This is a genomic window from Clostridium ihumii AP5, assembly GCF_000612845.1.
Classification (GTDB): Bacteria; Bacillota; Clostridia; order Clostridiales; family Clostridiaceae; genus Clostridium_J; species Clostridium_J ihumii.
Genome location: NZ_CCAT010000083.1, coordinates 217,843 through 240,944 on the forward strand (window position 1 = coordinate 217,843; position 23,102 = coordinate 240,944).

16 protein-coding genes are annotated in these 23,102 nt (G+C 26.4%); 10 read left to right on the plus strand and 6 right to left on the minus strand.

Features of this window, described 5'->3' with window-relative positions; translation table 11 throughout:
- The first annotated feature begins 10 nt into the window (after positions 1-10).
- Positions 11-1,552: a hypothetical protein gene (locus tag BN346_RS16780; protein WP_040330128.1), complete on the plus strand. Its 1,542-nt coding sequence runs from the start codon at positions 11-13 to the stop codon at positions 1,550-1,552.
- A 37-nt stretch (positions 1,553-1,589) separates the two neighbouring features.
- Here the strand turns inward: BN346_RS16780 and BN346_RS16785 are convergent, their stop codons facing one another.
- Positions 1,590-4,577, minus strand: coding sequence for a vitamin B12-dependent ribonucleotide reductase (locus tag BN346_RS16785; RefSeq protein ID WP_423219657.1), 2,988 nt, complete (start codon positions 4,575-4,577; stop codon positions 1,590-1,592).
- A gap of 472 nt (positions 4,578-5,049) precedes the next feature.
- On the opposite strand from BN346_RS16785, the gene BN346_RS16790 reads away from it, so the two are divergent.
- The 3 genes from BN346_RS16790 (at position 5,050) to BN346_RS16800 (ending at position 7,328) form a co-directional block, all read left to right on the plus strand.
- Positions 5,050-5,562 carry a gamma carbonic anhydrase family protein gene (locus tag BN346_RS16790; protein ID WP_040330129.1) on the plus strand — a complete coding sequence of 171 codons (513 nt, stop codon included), beginning with the start codon at positions 5,050-5,052 and terminating at the stop codon, positions 5,560-5,562.
- A gap of 412 nt (positions 5,563-5,974) precedes the next feature.
- Positions 5,975-6,460, plus strand: a complete 486-nt coding sequence (locus BN346_RS16795; protein WP_040330130.1) for a GAF domain-containing protein — start codon at positions 5,975-5,977, stop codon at positions 6,458-6,460.
- Positions 6,461-6,488: 28 nt separating this feature from the next.
- Positions 6,489-7,328, plus strand: a complete 840-nt coding sequence (locus BN346_RS16800; RefSeq protein WP_040330131.1) for a CvfB family protein — start codon at positions 6,489-6,491, stop codon at positions 7,326-7,328.
- Between the two features lie 30 nt (positions 7,329-7,358).
- On the opposite strand, the gene BN346_RS16805 is transcribed toward BN346_RS16800, so the two are convergent.
- Positions 7,359-10,019, minus strand: a complete 2,661-nt coding sequence (locus tag BN346_RS16805) for a cation-translocating P-type ATPase (protein WP_040330132.1) — start codon at positions 10,017-10,019, stop codon at positions 7,359-7,361.
- 647 nt (positions 10,020-10,666) lie between these two features.
- Here BN346_RS16805 and BN346_RS16810 point away from each other — a divergent pair.
- Together BN346_RS16810 and BN346_RS16815 are read left to right on the plus strand one after the other, a co-directional pair.
- Positions 10,667-12,001, plus strand: coding sequence for an MFS transporter (locus BN346_RS16810; RefSeq protein WP_040330133.1), 1,335 nt, complete (start codon positions 10,667-10,669; stop codon positions 11,999-12,001).
- A 696-nt stretch (positions 12,002-12,697) separates the two neighbouring features.
- Positions 12,698-14,029 (plus strand): MFS transporter, encoded by a 1,332-nt coding sequence (locus BN346_RS16815; RefSeq protein WP_040330134.1) that lies wholly within the window; start codon positions 12,698-12,700, stop codon positions 14,027-14,029.
- A gap of 54 nt (positions 14,030-14,083) precedes the next feature.
- On the opposite strand, the gene BN346_RS16820 is transcribed toward BN346_RS16815, so the two are convergent.
- Both BN346_RS16820 and BN346_RS16825 read right to left on the minus strand, forming a co-directional pair.
- Positions 14,084-14,605: a chromate transporter gene (locus tag BN346_RS16820; protein ID WP_040330135.1), complete on the minus strand. Its 522-nt coding sequence runs from the start codon at positions 14,603-14,605 to the stop codon at positions 14,084-14,086.
- Positions 14,606-15,142 carry a chromate transporter gene (locus BN346_RS16825; protein WP_040330136.1) on the minus strand — a complete coding sequence of 179 codons (537 nt, stop codon included), beginning with the start codon at positions 15,140-15,142 and terminating at the stop codon, positions 14,606-14,608.
- 221 nt (positions 15,143-15,363) lie between these two features.
- On the opposite strand from BN346_RS16825, the gene BN346_RS16830 reads away from it, so the two are divergent.
- Positions 15,364-15,786, plus strand: coding sequence for a YaaR family protein (locus BN346_RS16830; RefSeq protein WP_040330138.1), 423 nt, complete (start codon positions 15,364-15,366; stop codon positions 15,784-15,786).
- 37 nt (positions 15,787-15,823) lie between these two features.
- Here BN346_RS16830 and BN346_RS16835 read toward each other — a convergent pair whose 3' ends face one another.
- The gene (locus BN346_RS16835) at positions 15,824-16,447 is read right to left on the minus strand and encodes a flavin reductase family protein (RefSeq protein WP_040330325.1); all 624 of its coding nucleotides are present in this window, start codon (positions 16,445-16,447) and stop codon (positions 15,824-15,826) included.
- Positions 16,448-17,119: 672 nt separating this feature from the next.
- On the opposite strand from BN346_RS16835, the gene BN346_RS16840 reads away from it, so the two are divergent.
- Positions 17,120-17,857, plus strand: coding sequence for an AIR synthase related protein (locus BN346_RS16840; protein WP_040330140.1), 738 nt, complete (start codon positions 17,120-17,122; stop codon positions 17,855-17,857).
- Between the two features lie 274 nt (positions 17,858-18,131).
- Here BN346_RS16840 and BN346_RS16845 read toward each other — a convergent pair whose 3' ends face one another.
- On the minus strand, positions 18,132-19,733 hold the full coding sequence (locus BN346_RS16845; protein WP_040330141.1) for a DEAD/DEAH box helicase: 1,602 nt from the start codon (positions 19,731-19,733) through the stop codon (positions 18,132-18,134).
- Between the two features lie 685 nt (positions 19,734-20,418).
- Between BN346_RS16845 and BN346_RS16850 the strand changes: the two genes are divergently transcribed.
- The gene (locus BN346_RS16850; RefSeq protein WP_040330142.1) at positions 20,419-21,663 is read left to right on the plus strand and encodes a M16 family metallopeptidase; all 1,245 of its coding nucleotides are present in this window, start codon (positions 20,419-20,421) and stop codon (positions 21,661-21,663) included.
- A 589-nt stretch (positions 21,664-22,252) separates the two neighbouring features.
- Positions 22,253-23,083, plus strand: a complete 831-nt coding sequence (recX, locus tag BN346_RS16855; protein WP_040330144.1) for a recombination regulator RecX — start codon at positions 22,253-22,255, stop codon at positions 23,081-23,083.
- The last annotated feature ends 19 nt before the right edge of the window (positions 23,084-23,102 follow it).

Below are 23,102 nucleotides of genomic sequence, written 5' to 3' on the forward strand. Positions count from 1 at the left end.
ATATGAATTTATGAAAAAGATATTTAAGTATATATTAGTATTTTTAATAATAATTATATTCACTGGTTGTAAATATGAAGCAGATGAATTTGGAATAAATACAGAAAAACCAGAAGCAACACCAATAATTTCAGGACAATGGCTAATAAATAAACATACTGTATTGGAAAACAAAATAAAAGATGATAGTATACCTTCAGCAACATGGGATGAAAAGATAATTATACTAAATAAAGAAGTAGCTATATTTCCTAACAATACCTATAAAAATCCTAATTATAAATTAAAAATTGTAGATTCAAATGAGTATATTTTTAATAAATATGGAAAACTTCCAGAGGAAATAGGGATAAAAGAAGAAGAGGTGAAAGTTGTATCTATATCTTCAAAAGAACGATATTATGAAGAAATAATATTAATAGATGATAATAATGCTATTATAGAAAATAATGATATCTTATATCACTTATCTAGAATTAGTGAAGGTGATATGGATACTATTAAGAAAAAGAGACAAAATAGGGGTGTATCTATAAGTGGCTTTGAGAAAAGTTCAATTGATCACAATGATCAAAAAAGTGGTGTATTAATAGGATTAAAATCTAAAAATGAAAATTATAATGTACATTATCCAGAAAGATTTTTAAATTATACAGATAATATAAATAATTTTTTGTATAGAACAATATGGATTGGATATAATGGAAGCACTATAGAAATAAAAGAAATTCCATATATATTATTACCAAGAAAAAGTGGATTTTGGAAAATTAATTCTGAAAAAGTTGTGACAGAAGAAAAAATTTATGATGACATACTAATATCTCCTTTAGAAAAAGAACAGAGAAGGATTGCATTAGAAAGTGTATTGAAAACAAATAAGATTTTTTATGCTTCAACAGAAATAAATTTCATATGTAATGACTATGTTAGTATAAAAGCTTATTCAAGTATTTTAAGCGAAGAGGGAATAGGAAAAAGTTATGAAGATATAAGTATAATACCAGTAGATACTATTTATGCTGGTGATGTAAAAGATATAACAGCGTCAAAAATCTTAAATAAGGATGGAATGAAAGTTCTTGAGAAGTCTATAATAGGAGCATTAAACCAAGGATATGATAATAAAAATGTTAACATAGAAAATTTTACAAGTATGTCAGTAGAACGAGTTCCAGGAAAGTGGTCACTTAATGGAAGAATAAGTACTACAAATAGTAACTTTGATTATGTAGATTTTTGTATACCTATAGAAATACCTCAGACAATATTGAGATATGATTCGGTGTACTTGCCATTGAGTAAGGTTAAAGATCAAGTACCTAAATTAAAGGATATAATATTTTCTCCTAATAAAAGCTTAGCAGTAGGATTCACTAATGATAAAATGCTTATTTATGAAGTTAAAGGAAGTAATATACAAGAGGAAGCATTAGCTGAAATAGATTTAAAAAGTAATGAAAAAATTATAATGGCTGAGTGGGCTACTGATGAGTATGTTGATAATTGGAGTAAAGAAGTAAGTAAAGTTACAAAAGAGTTAAATAAATAAGAAGGAAATTTTCAAATGAAAATTTCCTTCTTATTTTTTAGCTACATCCTGTAGTGGTTCCGCAATCTTGACAAACCTTACAAGTACCATTTTTAACAAGGTGAGTACTTGAACAATTGGAACAAATTTCTGAGTAAATTCGTTCACCTTCAATAGTGCTACTTGAAATTTCATCAGTAACAGTAGCCTCTAAATTAGTTTTATGAAAGTTAATTTTTAAGTTAGTAAGTTGAGGTTTTACTTGACAACGAGAAAAGTCCCCAAGTTCAATATCTATAATTTTACTTATTAAATCTGAAATAGAAGTTACACTTTTAATATAAGGATGCTTTTGAACAAATCCATAAGGTTCATATTTTTGACCACGTAACATTTTTGAAATATCTGATGCTGGAACATGATATTGTAACATCACAGATATAGATTTAGAAAGTGAGTTTAAAAGTCCAGTAATAATAGTACCTTCTCTATCTGTAGTAATGTAAATTTCAGTTATATCGCCATTAACATTTCTATTGACTGTAGTATAAATTTTGACATCATCTATTTGAGCTGGATGAGTTGTTCCATATCTTATACCTTCAGGTTTCTCACGACTAGATATATGTGTTTTAAATTCTAAACTTTTAGCTTTATTTAATAGTTCATTATAAGTTAAGTCTTCTAAATTTAACTTTTTATCATCATTTAAAGTAGTATTTAATGGCTGGCTTGCTTTACATCCATCCCTATATAACGAAATACCTTTTACACCAAGTTTCCAAGAGTCAATAACAACTTTTTTAAAATCATCTATAGTTGCATTATTAGGTAAGTTAACGGTTTTAGATATAGCACCTGAAATCATAGGAGTTATACTAGCCATCATGAATACATGACCTTCTGGTGTTATATATCTTTCACCTGAACCACATTTATTTGCAGTATCAAATATAGCAAGATGTTCAGGTTTTAAATGTGGAGCACCTTCAATTTTGCCATCAATTATCTTTTCATATTCAAAACCATCTTCATTTACAATTTCTTTTCTTAAGATATAATTTAAAATATCATTTACTTCGTTTTTATCATATCCTAAGTTTTTAAGGCTAGCTTCAATAACTGGATTTACTATAGTCATAAATCCACCACCAGATAATTTTTTATATATAAAGTGTGAAAAATAAGGTTCAATAGACGTAGCACCACAGTCCATTGCAAAAGAAATAGTTCCAGTAGGCGCAATAACAGAAACTTGAGCATTTCTATAACCATATTTTTTACCTAAAGAATACGCATTAAGCCAAGATTCTTTCAAGCAATTACTTACGTTAGATAATCCCATTTTATCTAAAAGTGCATGATTAACTTCTAATGGAGTATAGTTTAAATCTTCATACTTAGTATCTAAAGCTTTAGCTGCTCTACAATGATTTCTAATTACTTTTAACATATGTTCTTTATTTAGTTCATACTTTTCAAATGAACCAAGTTTTTTAGCCATCATTGAAGAAGTAACATAAGAATTAGAAGTTAATATACCAATTAAACTAGCTGAAAATGCTCTAGCTTCTTCAGAATTATAAGGATATCCCATAACCATAAGTAATGATGCCAGATTAGATATTCCAAGCCCAGTTGTTCTGAAAAGATAAGTTTTTCTTGCTATATCTTCTGTAGGAAATTGGCCCCAATGGATTGAAGCTTCTAAAGCTAATTGAATAATAGAAACTATATGAACATATCCTTCTAAATCAAAATGGTTAGTAGTTTCATCAAAAAACTTATAAACATTTATTGATGCTAAATTACATGAAGTATCATCTAAAAATGCATATTCCCCACAAGGATTAGTAGAATTAATTCTATTATATTTGGCACCATAAACACCATCTTCTCCACAAGGACATGTATGCCATGCATTAAAAGTATCATCAAATTGAGGGGCTGGGTCTGCACATTTCCACGCGCTAGTATTAAACTTATCCCAAAGAGTTTTTACTTTAATAGTCTCATTAACTCTGTTATCAACTCTTCCTACAAGTTCTATTGTTTCATCTTGATTATTAGGTAAATTGTCTACTTTTTTCATAAATTCATCACTGAAACGTATAGAATTATTTCCATTTTGACCAGAAACAGTTTCATATGCTTCACCTTCAAAGCTTGCATCATACCCCATTTTGCCAAGAGCCTTAACTTTATCTTCCTCTTTAGACTTCCATTCGATAAAGTCCACTATTTCAGGATGATTTATATCTAGTGCAACCATTTTAGCAGCTCTTCTTGTAGTTCCACCAGATTTTATAGCACCCGCATTTCTATCTAGTCCTTTTAAAAAGCTCATAACTCCAGAAGAAACTCCACCACCAGATAATTTTTCACCTTTAGCTCTTATTGTTGAGTAATTAGTGCCAGTACCAGAACCACCTTTGAATAATTTAGTTTCGGTAACATATTGCTCAGAGATAGAATGATTACCGAGCAGTTTATCCTCAATAGAAAGAATAAAGCATGCAGAAGCTTGAGTTCTAGTATAAGCATCCTTGCTTTTTAATACTTTTTTTCCTTTAGGGTCAAAATAGAAAGTATTTAGTGAATTACCATGTATGTCATAAGAATGTTTTAATCCAGTATTAAACCATTGGGGAGAGTTTGGAGCATACATTTGATTTAAAAAACAATAAGCAAGTTCATCATATAAAATTTTATGTTCATCACCTGTACTTATTAAGCCTTCATCAATTAAAGCTTCACACCAAAAATTTACAATTCTGTGAACAACCATTTTTAGGCTGTTTTCATATCCACAATCATTAGGTACTAATGCTTTTCTGAAATATTTTGAAGCTATTATATCACATGCATTTTGTGAATAATGAGAAGGAAATTCTAAATCCTTCATATCTATCAAAATTTTATTAGTTTTATAATCTTTTAAAAACACATCAACTTTTTTCCATTGAAATAAATCATATACAGTAAGTTTAGTGTTGTTTTCTAATTCTTTAGTAAAATATCTTTTTAATATATTATTCATTATCATTGCTGAATGCTAAAAATAAGCATATAACAGCATTGTCACCTCCTAAAACTAAACACACTCATACACTATATGTAGAATAAGTGATATTTGAGTGCACTACATGTTGTATTATATAATAAGGGTGATTTTTAATCAAGAAATATTATTATGTAAAAATCATAATAAATAACGATAAAATAACAAAATTCGTTTAAAACCTCTTGTTTATATATAAATATAAAATAAATATATAATATAAAATGTAAATGTATAGATTTTTTTAATGTTATAAATTAAAATGTTATAGAGAATATTAAATGATATAATAAGATTTTATAGAAGTAAATTTTAAACAACACAAATTAGTTTTTACTAATATTTTAAGTCTATTCTTAAAATATTTTTCAAATATATAGTAATTTAAGAATAAGAAAGTATTTAAATCCCATTTTAGATGAAAGATACAAATTTATTAAATAAAGGAGGTTTTTTTATGATAAAATCAGTAATGGGGAAAACTCCAATAGTACATGAAAGTTGCTTTATTGCGGAGAATTCTGTGATAGTAGGAGACGTAGAGATAAATGAGGACGCAAATATATGGTATGGTGCTGCTTTAAGAAGTGATATGAGTTATTTAAAAGTTGGCAAGAATACTAATATACAAGAAAATTCAACAGTTCATAATGATTTTGGATTTCCTACAATAATAGGAGAGAATGTTACAATTGGACATAATGCAATAATACATGGTTGTAAAATTTCAAATAATGTCCTAATTGGAATGGGTTCAATAATACTTAATGATGCAGAAATAGGTGAAAATACTATAATAGGTGCAGGCAGTTTAGTTACACAAGGAAAAAAGATTCCTTCAGGTGTTTTGTGTATGGGATCACCAGCCAAAGTTATAAGAGAACTTACTAAGGAAGAAATAGAAAGTATTGATAAATCAGCAAAAGAATATGTAAAACTTTCTAAAAAACATAAAATGGGAAATTTATAGGAATACAAGTTGAAACTTAAAATTATTTTTATTTCAGTTGAGAAAGAGCAATTTGAAATTTTGTACAAAAATTAACGATGAACAATTAACAATGAAGGATAAAACTGAAGTATCAGTTTTTTAAATCAATTTTTATAATGATTTGCAAAGCAAATGATTTAAACATCATATAAAAACATAGTTTTTAAGTATTTTTATTTTTAGATATTAGGAACAAAGAGAGTAATATCAACCATCACTTTTCACTCTTACTTCTTACTTAGTTCCAAATATAAAAATAGGAATAACTTATAACTCTAGAATTATTATTTGATAAAGATATTATTTTAAATTTGAGCTTAGAAAACTATAATAAGTGTGTATAAACTAAAAACTTATAGTTGGAACGTATATGATGATTGGGGATGGAAATATGTTTAAGCTTAGCAATATAGAAAAGATGACTAGGGAAGAAAGATATAAATTAATGATAAATTTTGTTACATCTCAAATGAGTAGTGAAAATGATATATTAGCAAATTTAAGCAATATCAGTGCTATAATATATGTTATGCTTGATGATATAAATTGGAGTGGATTTTACCTAAAAAGAGGTGATGAATTAGTTTTAGGGCCATTTCAAGGTAAACCGGCATGTAACAGAATAAAAATAGGACATGGAGTTTGTGGAACAGCAGCTAAACTAAGAAAGATACAAAGAGTAGAGAATGTAGAAGAATTTCCGGGGCATATAGCTTGTGACTGTGAATCAAAGTCTGAAATAGTAATACCAATTATTAAAAATGATGAATTGTATGGTGTTTTAGATATTGATAGTCCATTCTTAAAAAGATTTTCAGATTTAGAAGAAAAGTATCTAGTTAAGTTAGTAGATAAATTAGTAGAGTATATGAAATAGGAAAAATATAAAAATTAGGAGAATTTAAATGATAAAAATTGGAGAAATAAATAAATTAAAAGTAATAAGAAAAGCGGAGTTTGGATATTATTTAAATGCAGAGACAGGAAACACATCTGATGATGTGTTATTACCTAACAAGAGTGCATTAGGACAAAAAATAGAAATTGATGATGAAATTGAAGTATTTATATATAGAGATTCAGAAGATAGAATAATTGCAACTATGAATATGCCATTGGTAACAGTAGGAAATATAGCATATTTAGAGGTTGTTGATAAAGCTAAAATTGGTTCATTTGTAAATATAGGATTAGAAAGAGATGTGTTAGTTCCATTTAAAGAAGTTACTAATAAATTAGAAGTTGGTGAAAAATATTTATTTGCCTTATATTTAGATAAAACAAATAGGCTAGCAGCAACCATGAAGATTGACAAATATTTACATGATACAAACTCATATGATATAGGACAAGAATTAGAAGGAACAGTATATGGATTTCAAACAAATGGCTCAGCAGAAGTTGCTTTAGAAAATACTTATAGGGGTGTAATACTAAAAAATGAGTATTATGGAAGATTAAAAGTTGGAGAAGAAGTTAAAGTAAGAGTTAAGAAATATTATGAAGATGGAAAAGTTGGAGTTTCATTAAGAAAAGTTAGATTAGAAGAGAAAAAAGATTTAGAAACTCAGATATATGAATATCTTAAATCTAACAATGGATTTATGACTTTAAATGATAAGTCAGCACCACAAGATATTGAAAAGATATTTAAAACAAGTAAAAATGCGTTTAAAAGAGCTTTAGGTGGGCTTATGAAAAGAAAACTTATAGTTCAAGATTCAAATGGAACAAAGCTTTTGTAATTAGGTTATTGTAAATAAGAAAACACTCATTTATGAGTGTTTTCTTATTTTAGATCTTTTAAATATTTTAATAAGCTCATTTGAAATTATTGGAATTAGGCTTATAATTATAACAAAAATCCAATCATTAATAGTAAGTTTATAGACACCAAATAAAGAAGCTATAGGTGGAATAGTTATTACAAGTAATTGAAGTAAAAATCCTAATAAAATAGCACCTATTAAGTATTTGTTAGAAAAGACACCAATTGAAAATATTGATTTACTTTCATTTCTCATATTTAAAGAATGAGCTAGTTGAGTTCCACTTAAAACGGTGAAAGCTAGAGTTTGAGCATGAATTAATACCTTGGCACTTACATTAGATAAAGTCATAGTACTACCGCCATAAACCCTAACACCATATATAAATGCAACCAATGTTAATATACCAATTAAAAATCCATTGAAAATAAGTGATAATATAGAGTTTTTAAACAGACTATCTTTAGGATTACGAGGTTTTTTATTCATTACTTCTTTATCACCAGGGTCAATACCTAAAGCAAGAGCTGGAAAAGTATCTGTAATTAAATTTACCCATAATATATGAGTAGCACTTAGTGGTGATGCCCACCCAAGTAATATTGCTAAAAATAGTGCGACAATCTCCCCAGCATTGCATGAAATTAAGAAAATTACTGATTTTTTTATGTTATTAAAAATATTTCTTCCTTCTTCAATAGCTGAAACTATAGTAGAAAAATTATCATCAGTTAAAATCATATCAGAAGCACCTTTAGCTACATCTGTACCTGTTATACCCATAGAAACACCAATGTCAGCAGCTTTTAAAGAAGGGGCATCATTTACACCATCACCAGTCATAGAAACAATATTTCCCTTTGATTTAAAAGCTTTTACAATTTTAACTTTATGCTCAGGTGAAACTCTAGCAAATACTCTTAAGCTATCAATTTTATTTGTCAATTCGTCATCAGATAAATTATTCAATTCTGATCCAGAAATTACTTCATCAATATTTTCAGCTATGTTTAATTCTTTAGCTATAGCGAAAGCTGTATTTTTATGATCACCAGTTATCATTATAGTTTTTATACCAGAATTTTTACAAAGTGCAATAGAATCTTTAACCTCAAGTCTTGGTGGGTCTATCATTCCAACTAAACCTATAAAAATTAAATCTTTTTCTATGTCTGAATCAGTCAATGTATTAAAATCAGAAATTTCTTTAAAGGCTGCACCTAATACTCTTAATGCATCATCTGACATTTTATAAGATGCATTTAAAATTTCTTCTTTGAGAGATTCAGTAAAATCTAAAATATCATTATTAATATAAATTTTATTACACAAATTTAAAAGGTTATCTGTAGCACCTTTTGTAAAAATATAGTAAGCGGAATCATACTTATTTATAGTGCTCATAAGCTTTCTATCAGAATCAAAAGGTAATTCTCTAACACGAGGATGTAGATTATTAAGTTCAGATTTTTCTATATTGTAATTATTACCCACATCAATTAGAGCGACTTCAGTTGGATCACCAGTTTGATTGCCATTATTAGATGTTGCATCATTACATAAAACTAAGTTTTCAATTAATAATCTTTCTATAGAATTATTAAGATTAAGACTGTTAATATCTTTTAATAAATTGTTAGCATAAAATTTTTGTACAGTCATTTTATTTTGTGTTAATGTTCCTGTTTTATCAGAACAAATTATATTTACTGATCCTAGAGTTTCAACAGCAGGAAGCTTTCTAATAATTGCATTTTGTTTAATCATTTTTTGGACACCAATTGCAAGTACTATAGTAACTATAGCAGGAAGACCCTCTGGGATTGCAGCTACAGCTAAACTTATAGAAGTTATAAACATATCTAACATGTTTCTTCCTTGAATCATTCCAACAATGAACATTAAAACACTTATGCCAACAGCTAAGAAACCAAGGTATTTCCCTAGTTGCTCTAATTTTATTTGAAGTGGTGTTTGTTCATTTTCACTTTCATCTAACATTTTAGCAATTTTGCCAATTTCAGTATTCATGCCAGTAGAAACTGCGATACCGATTCCTCTGCCATATGTAGCAAGAGTTGACATGAAAGCCATATTTTTTTGGTCGCCTAAAGGAACATCATCACTACTCAATGTTATATTTGCGTCTTTATTTGTAGGAACAGATTCTCCAGTTAGAGCAGATTCTTCTATTTGTAAATTTGCACTTTCTATAAGACGCAAATCACAAGGAATATATCTGCCAGCATCTATTATAACTATATCACCCGGAACAACTTCTTCAGATGGTATTTCATATATAGAATTGTCTCTTTTTACTAGAGCCTTAGGTGTAGATAATTCTTTTAAAGCTTCCAATGCTTTTTCAGCTTTAGATTCTTGAATCATACCAACTATGGCATTAATAAGAATTACTATAGCTATAATTATAGTATCACTGACCTCGCCAACTAAAAAAGATAATATAGCTGCTATTATAAGTATATAAATCATTATGTCATTTAGTTGAGCAAAAAACATTTGAAGTTTTGTTTTAGATTTTTTGGTAGAAAATTTGTTTAAACCATATTTAGTTCTTTGTTCTGCAACTTGGCTAGATGTAAGTCCCATATCTAAATTTGAATTTAAATCTTTAACTACATCTCCAATACTTTTTTTAAACCACATTAAATAATCACCTCTATTAATGGTATTTATTATATCTTATGATTGAAATAATATTATTAGCATAATATTTAGTATCAACTAAAAAAAGAAAAATATTTATAGATTAAATTATATGTTGTATTAAATTTTGTATTAATTTTTAATTCATAAATTCAATACAATATATAAAATATTGATTAGTGATGGGTGAAAAACAAATAAATATTAATAAAATATTAACGGACTTAAAAAGAAGATTAAGTTTAATTTAATATTTAAAAGAAAATATTATTTTAAAAAATTAAAAATAATAAAAAAATATAACACAAAAAACCCTAAGAATATAGAAAAATATACTAAAATAGCCAAAAAAATAATAAAATAAGACATAAAAAGTCAAAAATACAGAAAATTATTAATAGTATTAATTTTTTTTAATGTGTTGCTTTTATAAAAAGTATGTATTATATTATTAATTGTGAGATTGATATATTAACAAAATGTTAATAAGAAAAATAAAATTAATAATTTTCTTTTGGCCAAAAAATAAAAATATTAATTACATAAAATAAAGCAAAATAAAATCAATTACATAATAACATTTTGAATAATCTCAATATTTATAAAAGAAATTATAGTTTTAATTCGAACAATAGGAGGAATATTTAATGAACGAAGATTTACAAAAACGTTATAAACATAACAGTAATATGTTTTTAATTAGTTACATATTCATGGGAATAATGAGTGGTATGGCTTTTGACGTACTAGTTACATTCTTAAACCAAGTAGCTCCAACAGTTGCAAAAAGTTATTCAGTTTGGATGGGTGCTGCAACATTATTAACAGCTTTAATGGTTGCATTAGCTCCAAAAATTGGTTATAAAAAAATAATAATATCAGGACCAATTATATCAATAGCGGCACTTGTATTAGTTAAATTTTCAGATAATACATTTTCATCAATAGCAATAACATTAGGATTATTAATAGGTGTTGTATTATTTGATGCTATATTACCACCATTTTTAACACAATATACAACGGTAGAAAATAGAGATAAAGTTTTCTCAAGAGTTATGTATACTAACGTTATGGGTATGGCACTAGCTAGTTTTACAGGCGGTATGTTAGTTGTTTATAGATTTGCAACAAGATTAGGTATATCATACTCAGAAGCAAAAGCATTATCAGGAAAAATTGCAGAATTTACAAAAGAGCAAAACTTAGGATATACACTTGCACATAAAGATGCATTATTAATGTTTATAATAGTATCAATTGCAGCATTAATACCACTATTCTTATTAAAAGAAGTAAAAGAAGATTATGCAGCTAAAGAAGAATCTGGTAAAAAGAAATTTGATTTAAAAGTACTTGCAAACAAATATGCATTATTATACTTAGTTTATAACTTCTTAATAAGATTTGGTGCAGGACTTATTACTCCATATTTCGCAATATTCTTAGGTAGTTTAGGAATAGATAGAGCTACAGTTTCAATGCTTGTTACATTACAAACATTAGCAATGTGCATATTCATGATGTTCTCACCATGGCTTGTTAAAAAGTTTGGTAGAGTTGTATCAATTGGAGGACTTGCATCAATATCAATACCATTCATGTTAATCATAGGAAACGGAGATAAATTTGGTAGCATGATGGTACTTGCAGTAGGAGCAGGATTATTCTTTAGATCAGGATTCATGAACGCAGCAAATCCAATAGTACAATCATTACCAATGGAATTCGTTACAAAAGAGTTAAGACCGGCATATAGTTCAATAATATTCGTATCACAATCAGTTGCAACTACACTTGCAGGTTTCTTTACAGCAGGTTTCTTATTTAATGATAAGTTCTTTGGAAACTCAGGATATAGAATAGCATACTATGTAACAGCTGTAATGTATACTATAGCTATAGTAATTATGCTAACTCAATTTACTAAGAAGTTTAATAGACCACAAACAGACGATAAAAAAGAAGAAAAGGCAGCATAATAATATATATTATTATGAAGCAATAAAAATTTGATATAGTTCACAACGTTTACATTGTTTTAAAAAATACCAATCATTTTGATTGGTATTTTTATTTTATGGAAGTTTAAACTTTTACTAATAAATCAAAATGTAATTAAGCATTGAAATTAATATATCTAAAATTAGATTATAAATGTATAAAATGAAAATTTAGAATAGAATTTTATAATGCTTTAATATAAGATAACTGCAATAAAAAACAGAAAATTAATAAAAAAAAATAAATTTATAATATAATTAAAATTTTTAATATAGGTAAAATATATTTAAGTTCAATTACATCATATTATTGTAATAAAACTAAATAATTGGTAGTGATTACAGTGATTTATATGAAATATAATAATTTTAATAAAATTAAGTGTAAGGATAAAAAAAGAATATAAAAGTTTAATTTATAAAAACACAAAGAATAAAATTGAAAATTAAGAATATTTTTAATTTTAAATAATGTCTTGATTTTAGCATTTGTGTATATTATATTACTAATTGAGCGAAATTATTAATAAATTATGAATTATTTAATAATATGTATACAATTCTGGCCGGAATTTTATAAAAATTTAATAAAGGTTAATTTAAAAATAAAAATTAATTAATAGTAAGCTTAAAATTAGAAATTATTAATATCTCATAAAGCAGGGGGAGAATTTAATGAACGAAGAGTTATTAAAGCGTTATAAACATAATAGTAGAATGTTCTTTTTAAGTTATTTATTCATGGGTATATTAAGTGGTATTGTTAATGATACATTAATAACATTCCTAAAACAAGCTCAACCAGGAATAGCAAACAGTTACACAATATATTCAGGAATAGCAACTTTATTAGCAGCAGCATTAGTTGCAGCAATAAGTAAAGTTGGATATAAGAAAATATTAGTTTTTGGTGGAGCAGTTTCAATAGCTGGATTAGTACTAGTAAGTTTTACTAGAAGCTGGATAGCTGTAAGCTGTATAACACTTGCATTATTATTAGGACTATTATTATTTGACTGTGTATTGCCACCGTTCTTAACACAATACACAACAGAAGAAGAAAGAGATAAAATGTTCTCAAGAACTATGTACTCAAACGTTGCAGGTATGGCAGTAGCTAGTTATACTGGCGGTATGCTAATCGTTTGGAGATTTGCAGCAAGAATGGGAATAGGATATGCAGAAGCAGAAGCTTTATCAAGTAAAGCAGCAGAATTTACATCAGCACAAAATACAGCATACATATCAGCACATACAGATATACTATTAATATTTGTAGTAATGGCTATTTTAGGAACAATTCCACTATTACTACTAAAAGAAGTAAAATCAGACTATAGAGCTGAAGGCAAAAATGGTGAAAAAGTTAAAACTGATTGGAAAGTTTTATGCAATAAATATGCATTATTATACTTAATATACAATAGTTTAATAAGATTTGGTGCATCTCTTATAGTTCCATACTTTACTATATTCTTAGGAACTCTAGGAATTGGTAGAGCGGTAGTTTCTAAACTTGTTGCAGTACAAACACTAGCAATGGTTATATTTATGGTATTCTCACCATGGTTCTCTAAGAAGTTTGGTAGAGTTACATCAATATCAGTATTATCACTACTTTCAATACCATTCATGTTAATCATAGGAAATGGTGATAAGTTTGGTAGTATGATGGTACTTGCTGTAGGAGCAGGATTATTCTTTAGATCAGGTCTTATGAATGCAGCTAACCCAATAGTACAATCATTACCAATGGAATTCGTTACTAAAGAATTAAGACCAGCATATAGTTCAGTTATATTCGTTTCTCAATCAGTAGTAACTATACTTGCAGGTTTATTCACAGCAGGATTCTTATTTAATGATAAGTTCTTAGGAGCTTCAGGATATAGAATAGCTTACTATGTTACAGCAGTTCTTTACCTTATAGCAATAGGAGTTCTAGCAACTCAATTCACTAAGAAATTTAATAGACCACAAAGTGAAAATAAAGAAGACGTAGCATAATAAAAAATGAAAGCAATATCAAAAAGAAAGTAAAATCTTTTTGATATTGCTTTTTTAATAAAATATTATTCCTAAGATAGCAGAAAATACAATTATTAATATAGGATGTATCTTGGTCTTGAATAATAGAATAGCAATTATTCCACCAATAATTAAACTTTTAAAATCTATATATGAGGTTTTACTAAGAGAAATAAAAACTCCAATTATTAAACCTATTAAAGCAGGTTTCATTCCAGAAAGTGCAGAAGTTAATAATTTAGATTCTTTAAATTTCTCAAAAAAGATATATGCAAGTGTTACTAGTATGAAAGAGGTTGTTACAACACCTAAAGTAGCAACTATACTTCCGAGTACACCATATACTCTATATCCAGCAAAAGTAGCACAATTTATAGCAACAGGTCCAGGTGTCATTTGAGAAATACCTATTATATCAACAAACTCACTAGAACTAAGCCAATGATTGTTTGTAACTACTTCTTTTTCTATAAGTGATAATATTGCATACCCACCACCAAATCCAAAAGTTCCAACTTTTAAGAAAGCTAAATAAAGTTTTAAAAGAATAGGCATTTAAGACACCTTCTTTCTATTATAAATTATGCCATATATAGCAGATAATATAATAATTATTACAGGGTTAATATCAAATAAAACTACTAAAATTACAGTAAATATAATTATAAGTATATTATTGATGTTTTTCTTTATAGATTTACTAAGACTGACAACTGCAACTAACACTAATAATGGAACAGCAGCATTTATACCTTTAAACATTCTTTCAACAATATGTAAACTTCTAAATTTTTCAAAAAACATTGCTATAAGGACTATTATAAAAAAAGATGGTAATGAGACCCCTAATAATCCTAGTATGGCTCCTGGAAGTTTGCCTATCTTATAGCCTATAAAAGTACAAGTATTAATAGCAAGAGCACCTGGGAAGCTCTGAGCTATAACTAGTATATCTAGAAATTCTTCCTTGGTAAGCCAGTTATGATTTTCTACAACTTCTTTTTCAATTAAAGGAATCATTGCATAACCACCACCAAATGTAAAACTTCCTATTTTGAAGAAAGTCCAAAACATTTGAAATAAATTTTTCATAAAATAATTCACCGCCTTTTATAATATTATTTACTAATGGTAATAAAAAAATGAACATAAAATAATAAACATTATATACCATTTTGAAAAAAATTACCAACAACATATTTTTTTATTAGCTTTCAATTAATAAAAGTTTTGTATATAAATTAAAATACCTATATAATATATGTAAGAATACAATCTAAAATTTTATTTATACATATAAGTGGAGGAGTTAAATGGAAATATCTAAAGTAAGGAATACACCGCAGTTGCAACAAGAAAAAAGTAGAGTTAGTAGGCAAATGGATTTTTCACAGAATTTTAACTTTGCACAACAAAAAAAATCAGAAGAAGAATTAAAAAAAATGCTTAAGGGCATAAAAAACAAAGGATTAAAGTTGGTGGCAAGTAAAAGTTATGCTGATGTTAAAGCATATAAAAGAGAAATAAAAGCATACTTAGAATCTGTTTTGGCATTTATGTATTCAGTTAAAAGAGATACAAGCTTTTGGCAAACTCAATATTTTTTAACTGTTGAAACTATAGATAAAAAATTAGAAGAATTAACTATAGCTTTAATAAATGAAGAAAAAGAAAATTTAGATGTGGCAAGCACTGTAGATGATATAACAGGATTGATAGTAGATGTATATAAATAAAATCAATGACATACTCAAATGAAGTATGTCATTGATTTTATTTATGCTTAGAAGTTTTATTTTTATGTTTTTCTGAGTTTTTGCGTTTAGCTGTTTTCTTTTTCATAACAGAATATCCAAAAGAACCTAAAGAATTAGGTTTTATTTCAAAGTATTCTCCATGAGCATATGTAATTAAATTTGCCTTTTCAAAGTGAATTTTCCCTTTTTCATCTATTAATGTATCATCAACATAAGATGACAGTATTTCAGCTAAAAATAAATCATGTGTACCTAGTTCTGTAATGGATTTTACTTTACATTCAAGTGTAATAGGACAAGATTCAATCATATCAACACTGATATTATCACAAGGAATCATATTAAAGTTACACGCTTTTATTTTGTCTATAGATCTTCCAGAGCGAACTCCACAAAAGTCTACTTCTTTAACTAAGTGCTTTGAAGGGATATTAACAACAAATTCCATTGTGTCCTTTACATATTCATAAGAGAGACGTTCTTTTCTAATTGCAACAGTAATCATAGGTGGCTTAGTACATGCAGTTCCAATCCAACCAACAGTAAAAACGTTTTGAAGGCCAGCTTTATTTTTACAACTAATAAGAACTACTGGCACAGGATTAAGCATAGCACTTCCTTTAAATTTTGTTTTGTTCAAGTTTTTCACATCGCTTTCCATTTGAAAATTACAAATTAGATTATAACATACAATTAATCGGAATACTTATTTTCAAAGAAAAGAATATTTGATATATTTGAATTCAATGGTGTAATATAATTATACTATTGAATTTAAAGAAGCTAACATATATAGGAAAGCAAGATCAAATGAAATTACTTTTATTTCAGTTAAGAAAGAGAGCGTTAAAGTATTGCACAAAAATTAACAATGAAGGATAAAATTAAAGTATCAGTTTTTAAAAATTAATTTTTATAATGATTTGTAAAACAAATTATTTAACGAGTATATAGAAACTTAGTTTTTACAAAATATCCAAAGTAATATTTATATTTACTATTAAACCTATGTTTAGTCAGAAGATTATAATGGGGAATTTATTCTCCAAAATGAATTTTTTATGGATAAATATTATATTAATTTTATTTGAAGTACAAATAAAACATTGTAGCGGGAATTTCAATCCCAAGGATATTTACCATCATTGTTAATTGCTAACTGTTAATTGGTTCAAAACATAACAATGGAATAAACTACAATATTAGTAGTATCATTTGAGAAAGCTATTATTTTGAATTTAAGCTTGGAACCCTATATATAAGAACAAACAATTTATTAGAAGAATTTATAGGCATGAAAGTAGGAGATTATATGAAAAGCAGAAAAGTAAGAGATTTAGTTATTGTTGATATAAATGAAAAGGAAAGAATGGTTATAGCTTGTGATAGTTCAGGATCTATTGGAAATAAAAGATATGATCTACTACAAGTAGAACCTTTTATTACAGGAAAGTATACTGTTAGAGTAGGATTATTAGAAATTTTATGTAGTGGTGCAGAAGTCATAACAATAGTTGATAATGTTTGTGCTGAAATGGAACCTACAGGGCGTGAAATTATAAGAGGAATTAATAGTGAACTAAAATTAGCTAAAATTGATGATGTACCTTTAACTGGTAGTACAGAAGAAAATTTTGAAGTATTTGCTACAGGGGTAGGAATTACTGTGATAGGTATAATAGATAAAGATAAGTTAAAAGTTAATAATATAAAGTCAAATTCGGTAATATATTCAATAGGTATTCCTAAAGTTGGAGATGAAATTGATTTTTATAACGATAATGATATATTTGGATATGAAACCTTGTATGATATAAAAGATTTAGAAGGAGTATATGAAATAGTTCCAGTAGGATCTAAAGGTATATTATATGAAGCTATTGGTCTGGCGACTAATAATGGAAAGAAATTTATTCAAAATGAAAATTTAAACGTGGATATAAAAAGAAGTTGTGGGCCAGCTACAGTGGTAATAGTAGCTATTGATAAATCTTTAGAGGATTATATAAAAGGAATAAAAAATTCTTGTAAAATTGGAGAAATAATATAAAAAAATAATCATACTATAAATTTAATACAAGCATGATTATTTTCCTAAAGTATATAATATGAATATTAATATGTATTCTAATATAAGTGTAATTGTGAGAATAAAAAATAACTTTTTAAAAATTTTCATACATACCTCCTAGTATAGAATTAAAATTATATAATCATATACTATAAGGTATGATGTTTAAATTAAAAAAGTTACTTAATATGTAAATTTAAATGTAACAAAATTTTAAATAAGGATGTTATCTAGTTTGATAACATCCTTATTTTTATCTTCTATGAGAAACTTCTATTCTCACTTTTCTTTTATTATTAATTTTTTTGCCAGAGCTTTTTTCTATTATTATATCAACTAATTGTGATGGAACATCTATAAAAGTAAATTTATCTAATATATCAATTCTACCAAGTTCTTTAGATTTTACACCAGCTGTAGTATCTAAAAACTTAACTAAATCTAGAGTGTTTACTTTGTCTAATCTACCAACAGATAAGAATAAACGAGATATATCATCATTATTAGCATTATTAGTATTATTAACAGTGTTATTCTGTAAAGTATCTTCTGTATAATCAAAGTTTGATTCTTTATCAAAAATTAATTTTATTAAAGAAGCAGAAACATCTTCAGCACCATATTCAGTTATAAGATCTTTAGAAATTTGTATAAATTGTTCATATGAATTAGCTTCTAAAGTTTCTTTTATAGAATCTATTATAGCCTCAGATTTTGATGCATATATATCAGCTAAAGTAGGGATTTGTTTTCTTAACATTTTACTTTTTGTTGTATTTTCGATTTGTCTTATCATAGACATTTCTTTACGACAAGCAAAACTATAAGCAGTACCTTCTCTATTAGCTCTTCCAGTTCTACCAATTCTGTGAACATATGATTCAGAGTCTTGAGGTAAATCATAATTTATAACATGAGTTACATCTTCAACGTCTATTCCACGAGCAGCAACATCTGTTGCAACTAAATAGTTTAATTTTCCAGATTTAAACTTATTTAATGTGTTTAATCTTTGGATTTGTTTCATATCTCCGTGCATACCTTCAACTATGTAACCTTTACTTTGCATAGATCCAACTAATTCATCTACACCTTTTTTCGTTTTACAGAAAAGAATAGCTGATTTTGGAGCATCAACATCTAAAATTCTGCAAAGTGCTTCAAGTTTATTTTTAGGACTAACTTCAAAGTAATATTGTTCTATTTTAGAAACTGTTAAAGACTTTTTAGCTATAGCTATATGTTGTGCATCTGGTTTCATATAATTTTTAGCTAAGTTTTTGATTTGTCTTGGCATTGTTGCAGAGAATAACATTGTTTGTCTAGTTTCTGGTAAGTTGTGGATTATTGCTTCTATATCTTCAATGAATCCCATATTTAACATTTCATCAGCTTCATCTAAAACTAAAAAATTAGCATTTTCAAGTCTTAAAGTTTTTCTGTTTATGTGATAAAGAACTCTTCCAGGAGTACCAACAACAATGTCAACTCCTTTTCTTAAAGGTGCAAGTTGTTTATCTATAGATTGACCTCCAAATATTGGAAGGATTTTAAACTTAGTATATTTATTAAGTCTTCCTAATTCTTCACTAACTTGTATAGCAAGCTCTCTTGTAGGTGCTAATATTATAGCTTGAACTTTACCATTAGAAGGCTCCATACGACTTAAAAGTGGTGCTCCAAAGGCTAAAGTTTTACCAGTACCGGTCTGAGCTTGACCTATAAAATCTTGTCCCTCTAAGCTTACAGGAATACTTTTAGCTTGTATATCCGATGGATTTTCAAATTTCAAATCATTTATTGCCTGTAAAACATCTGGGTTAAGATTTAATTCTTCAAATTTTATTTTATTCATTAACATTCCTCTTTCTATTATTGGTTTAGTATAAAAATTTTAAATAAGTTATTATCAATTAAGTAAGGGTATGACGTTGAAGTTCTAATATGAATTTTCAATATGAAAAGTTACCCTTTAGAAATCCAACAAAATGAATAATTAAACTTTGAAGCCGGATTTCTATATATGAAAATTTACTAATGAAATTTTTTATTTAAAGTTAACATACAATTCATAGTACCACAATATTAATATAATAGCAATCAATATATTTAAAAATATTAAAAAAATACAAGAAAAAATATGGCATATATGAATATAAGTGCTATATTTTTAGAGTGTAGATTACGTTGATTTACTATAGCCAATATATTATAGTATTCTAGAGAGTAATTTGCTTAAGACATTTCATTTATAGAAAAGCAAATTTAAAAATTAACTTAGTATATTTAAGTTAAAATCAAAAATTAGAACTAATGTTTTTTTTATTTAGGTTCAATTATTATATAATGTAGAGTTTAAAATAAATCTTTTAAATTATTAATTTCCAAACTTGGACACTATTAATAGTGAATTTAGATTAGAAATATTTTTACTACATATATATTATATTGTTTCTAAATACTAGTTTATTTATACATTAAGGTTATATTATTTATAAATAAATTTTATTAGAAGATTTAATCTAAGAAGAGGAGGCAGTATGGCAACTTATAAATTTGATACAAGAGATATTATATTAGAAAATGGAATAAGACTTATAACAATAAAAAGAGATACTCAAATAGCATCTGTTCATGTTGGTATTAATATAGGAGCTTTATATGAAAAAAAGGATATGAGGGGTATTGCACATTTCGTAGAGCACATGCTATTTAAGGGAACAAAAACTAGAAGTAATGAAGAGTTAAATTATGATTTAGAGTGCTTAGGTGGAGAATATAATGCATATACAGATTATAAATGCACTGTATACAATACAACAACATTAAATGAAGAGGTAGAAAATTGTATAAAAATTCTAGGAGATTTGGTTACAAATTCTATCTTTCCTGAAGAACAAATTGAAAAAGAAAGAAATGTTATTATATCTGAAGTGAAAAGTGGAAAAGATGATTTAGAAGACTTAAGTTTTAATAAAATAAATAATGCAGCATTTATTCATAGTCCATTAAAATGTGATGTTATAGGAAAGGAAAGTAACATAAAAAAATTTAAAAAGAAGGATTTAATTGATTTTTATAAGAGATATTATGTTCCTAATAATTGTGTTATATCAATTGTATCTAATTATGATCATGACTATATAAAGAAAGTGGTAGAATTAGAATTTGGAGGATGGATTAAAAATAATTTTGAAAGACCGGAAGTTAGTTTTGAAAAAAATGCAAATAAAACAATTGTAAGTCATAAAAAAGATATAGAACAAAGTACAGTAGTATATCTTTTTGCTTTTGATAAACTTACTAAGAAAGAAGAATTAGCACTTAGAGTTTTAAATCATAAATTAGGTGAAAGTGGAAACTCAATATTATTTAGAAGGTTGAGAGAAGAAAAAGGACTAGCTTATGATGTATATACTTCTTTAGATTTAAGTGAAAAATTAAAATCACTATATATTTATACTTCAATTTCAGAAGAAAATGTAAATGAAACATTAGATAGTATTGATGAATGTATTGATGATATTATAAATGAAAGAATTTCTTTTGATGATAAAAGTATAGAGCTTATGAAAAAAGTTTTTAAGACAGCAGTAGCATCTACTTTAGAAGATTCAACAGATCTTGGAAATTATGTTGTCCATCAAGCTATGGAAGGTGAAAACATCTATGAATTTGTAGATGAAATGGAGAATTTGAACAATATAAATCAGGATGACTTATATGATGTAGCTAGAAAAATATTAAAAAAACCTACTATTCATGTATTATTAAGGGAAGAATAGAGTATAACTTAGAGATGTGTGCGTAAAGTTAAATTACAAAGATTTCATAGAACAAAATAAATAAATTAATTTAATTGAAAAAATTGATTTTAAATCTCCGTGATATTCATTAGTATTATTAACTGTTAGTTTAGTTAAATATAAAAATATGAATAATTATGGACAACTTTACGCACAAAGGGCTATGAAAATAGGAATAACTTGTAACTCTAGAATTATCATTTGATAAAGATGTTATTTAAACTTCAAACTTGGAACTCTATATAGGAATTCAAATTAAAACTTTAAGGCATTCATGTTTCAGTTGAGAATTTTAACTCTAAGTTTTAATCTATATTTTTAAAATTAGCAATTGACATCGGACAGCTTTAGATATTAGGAACAAAGTGAGTAATATCAACCATCACTATTCACTCTTACTTTTTACTTGGTTCAAAATATAAAAACAAGAATAAATTATAACGCTACCAATATCATTTGATAAAAGGATTACTTTGAATTTGAACTTAAAGCTCTATATAATATAACGATTATATAAGTTTAAAATTAAATATTGAATTCTATATAAATTATTAGAAGGAAAGATGTTATGGAAAGTAAAATTACAAAAATTGAAACACAAAAAAATAATAAGGATAGAGTAAATATATATATAAATGAAGAATATGCATTTTCATGTAGCTCAGAACTTGTATATTATCATAAATTAGAAAAGGGAAAATTAATAGAAGAAAAAAACTTAAATGAAGTACTTAAAGAGGATGATTATATTAAAGCTAAAAGTGCTGCTTTAAAGGTTATAGAAAAATCATTTAAGACTGAAAAAGAAATTTATAAAAAACTTAGTAGTAAAGGATATAATGATGACATTATTGAAAGAGTACTAAAGTTTTTAAAGGAATATAAGTTTGTAGACGATAAAAAGTATACAGAACTATATGTTAAGGAAAAATCTAGATGTCAGGGTAAGAATAAAATTAGAAATTCACTTTTAAATAAAGGTATAAATGAAGAGTTTATAAATGACAAAATTTCAACAGTATCAGAAGAAAAGGAAGTAGAAGTGGCGCTAGTTCTAATTAATAAAAAATACAAAATATTGATAAAAAATGAAGATAATATATTAAAAGTAAAAAGAAAGTTATATGATTATTTGATTAGAAATGGATTTAATGGAAATGTTATAAACAGTGTTATATTACAGACTGTTAAAGAAGAAGATTTCATAAAAGAAGAAAATGAAGAAGATAAAGAAAAAAGTTTAAACGAATTATATACTTTAACAGAAAAAAGATTAAAAATAGTACAGAAATCTGAAAATGATGAACAAAAAATAAAAAGAAGAATATACGATTATTTATTAAGAAGGGGATATAAATATGATGATATAAAAAGAGTATTTGAAGATTTCTATTCTTAATCTTTAAATTTATGCTATA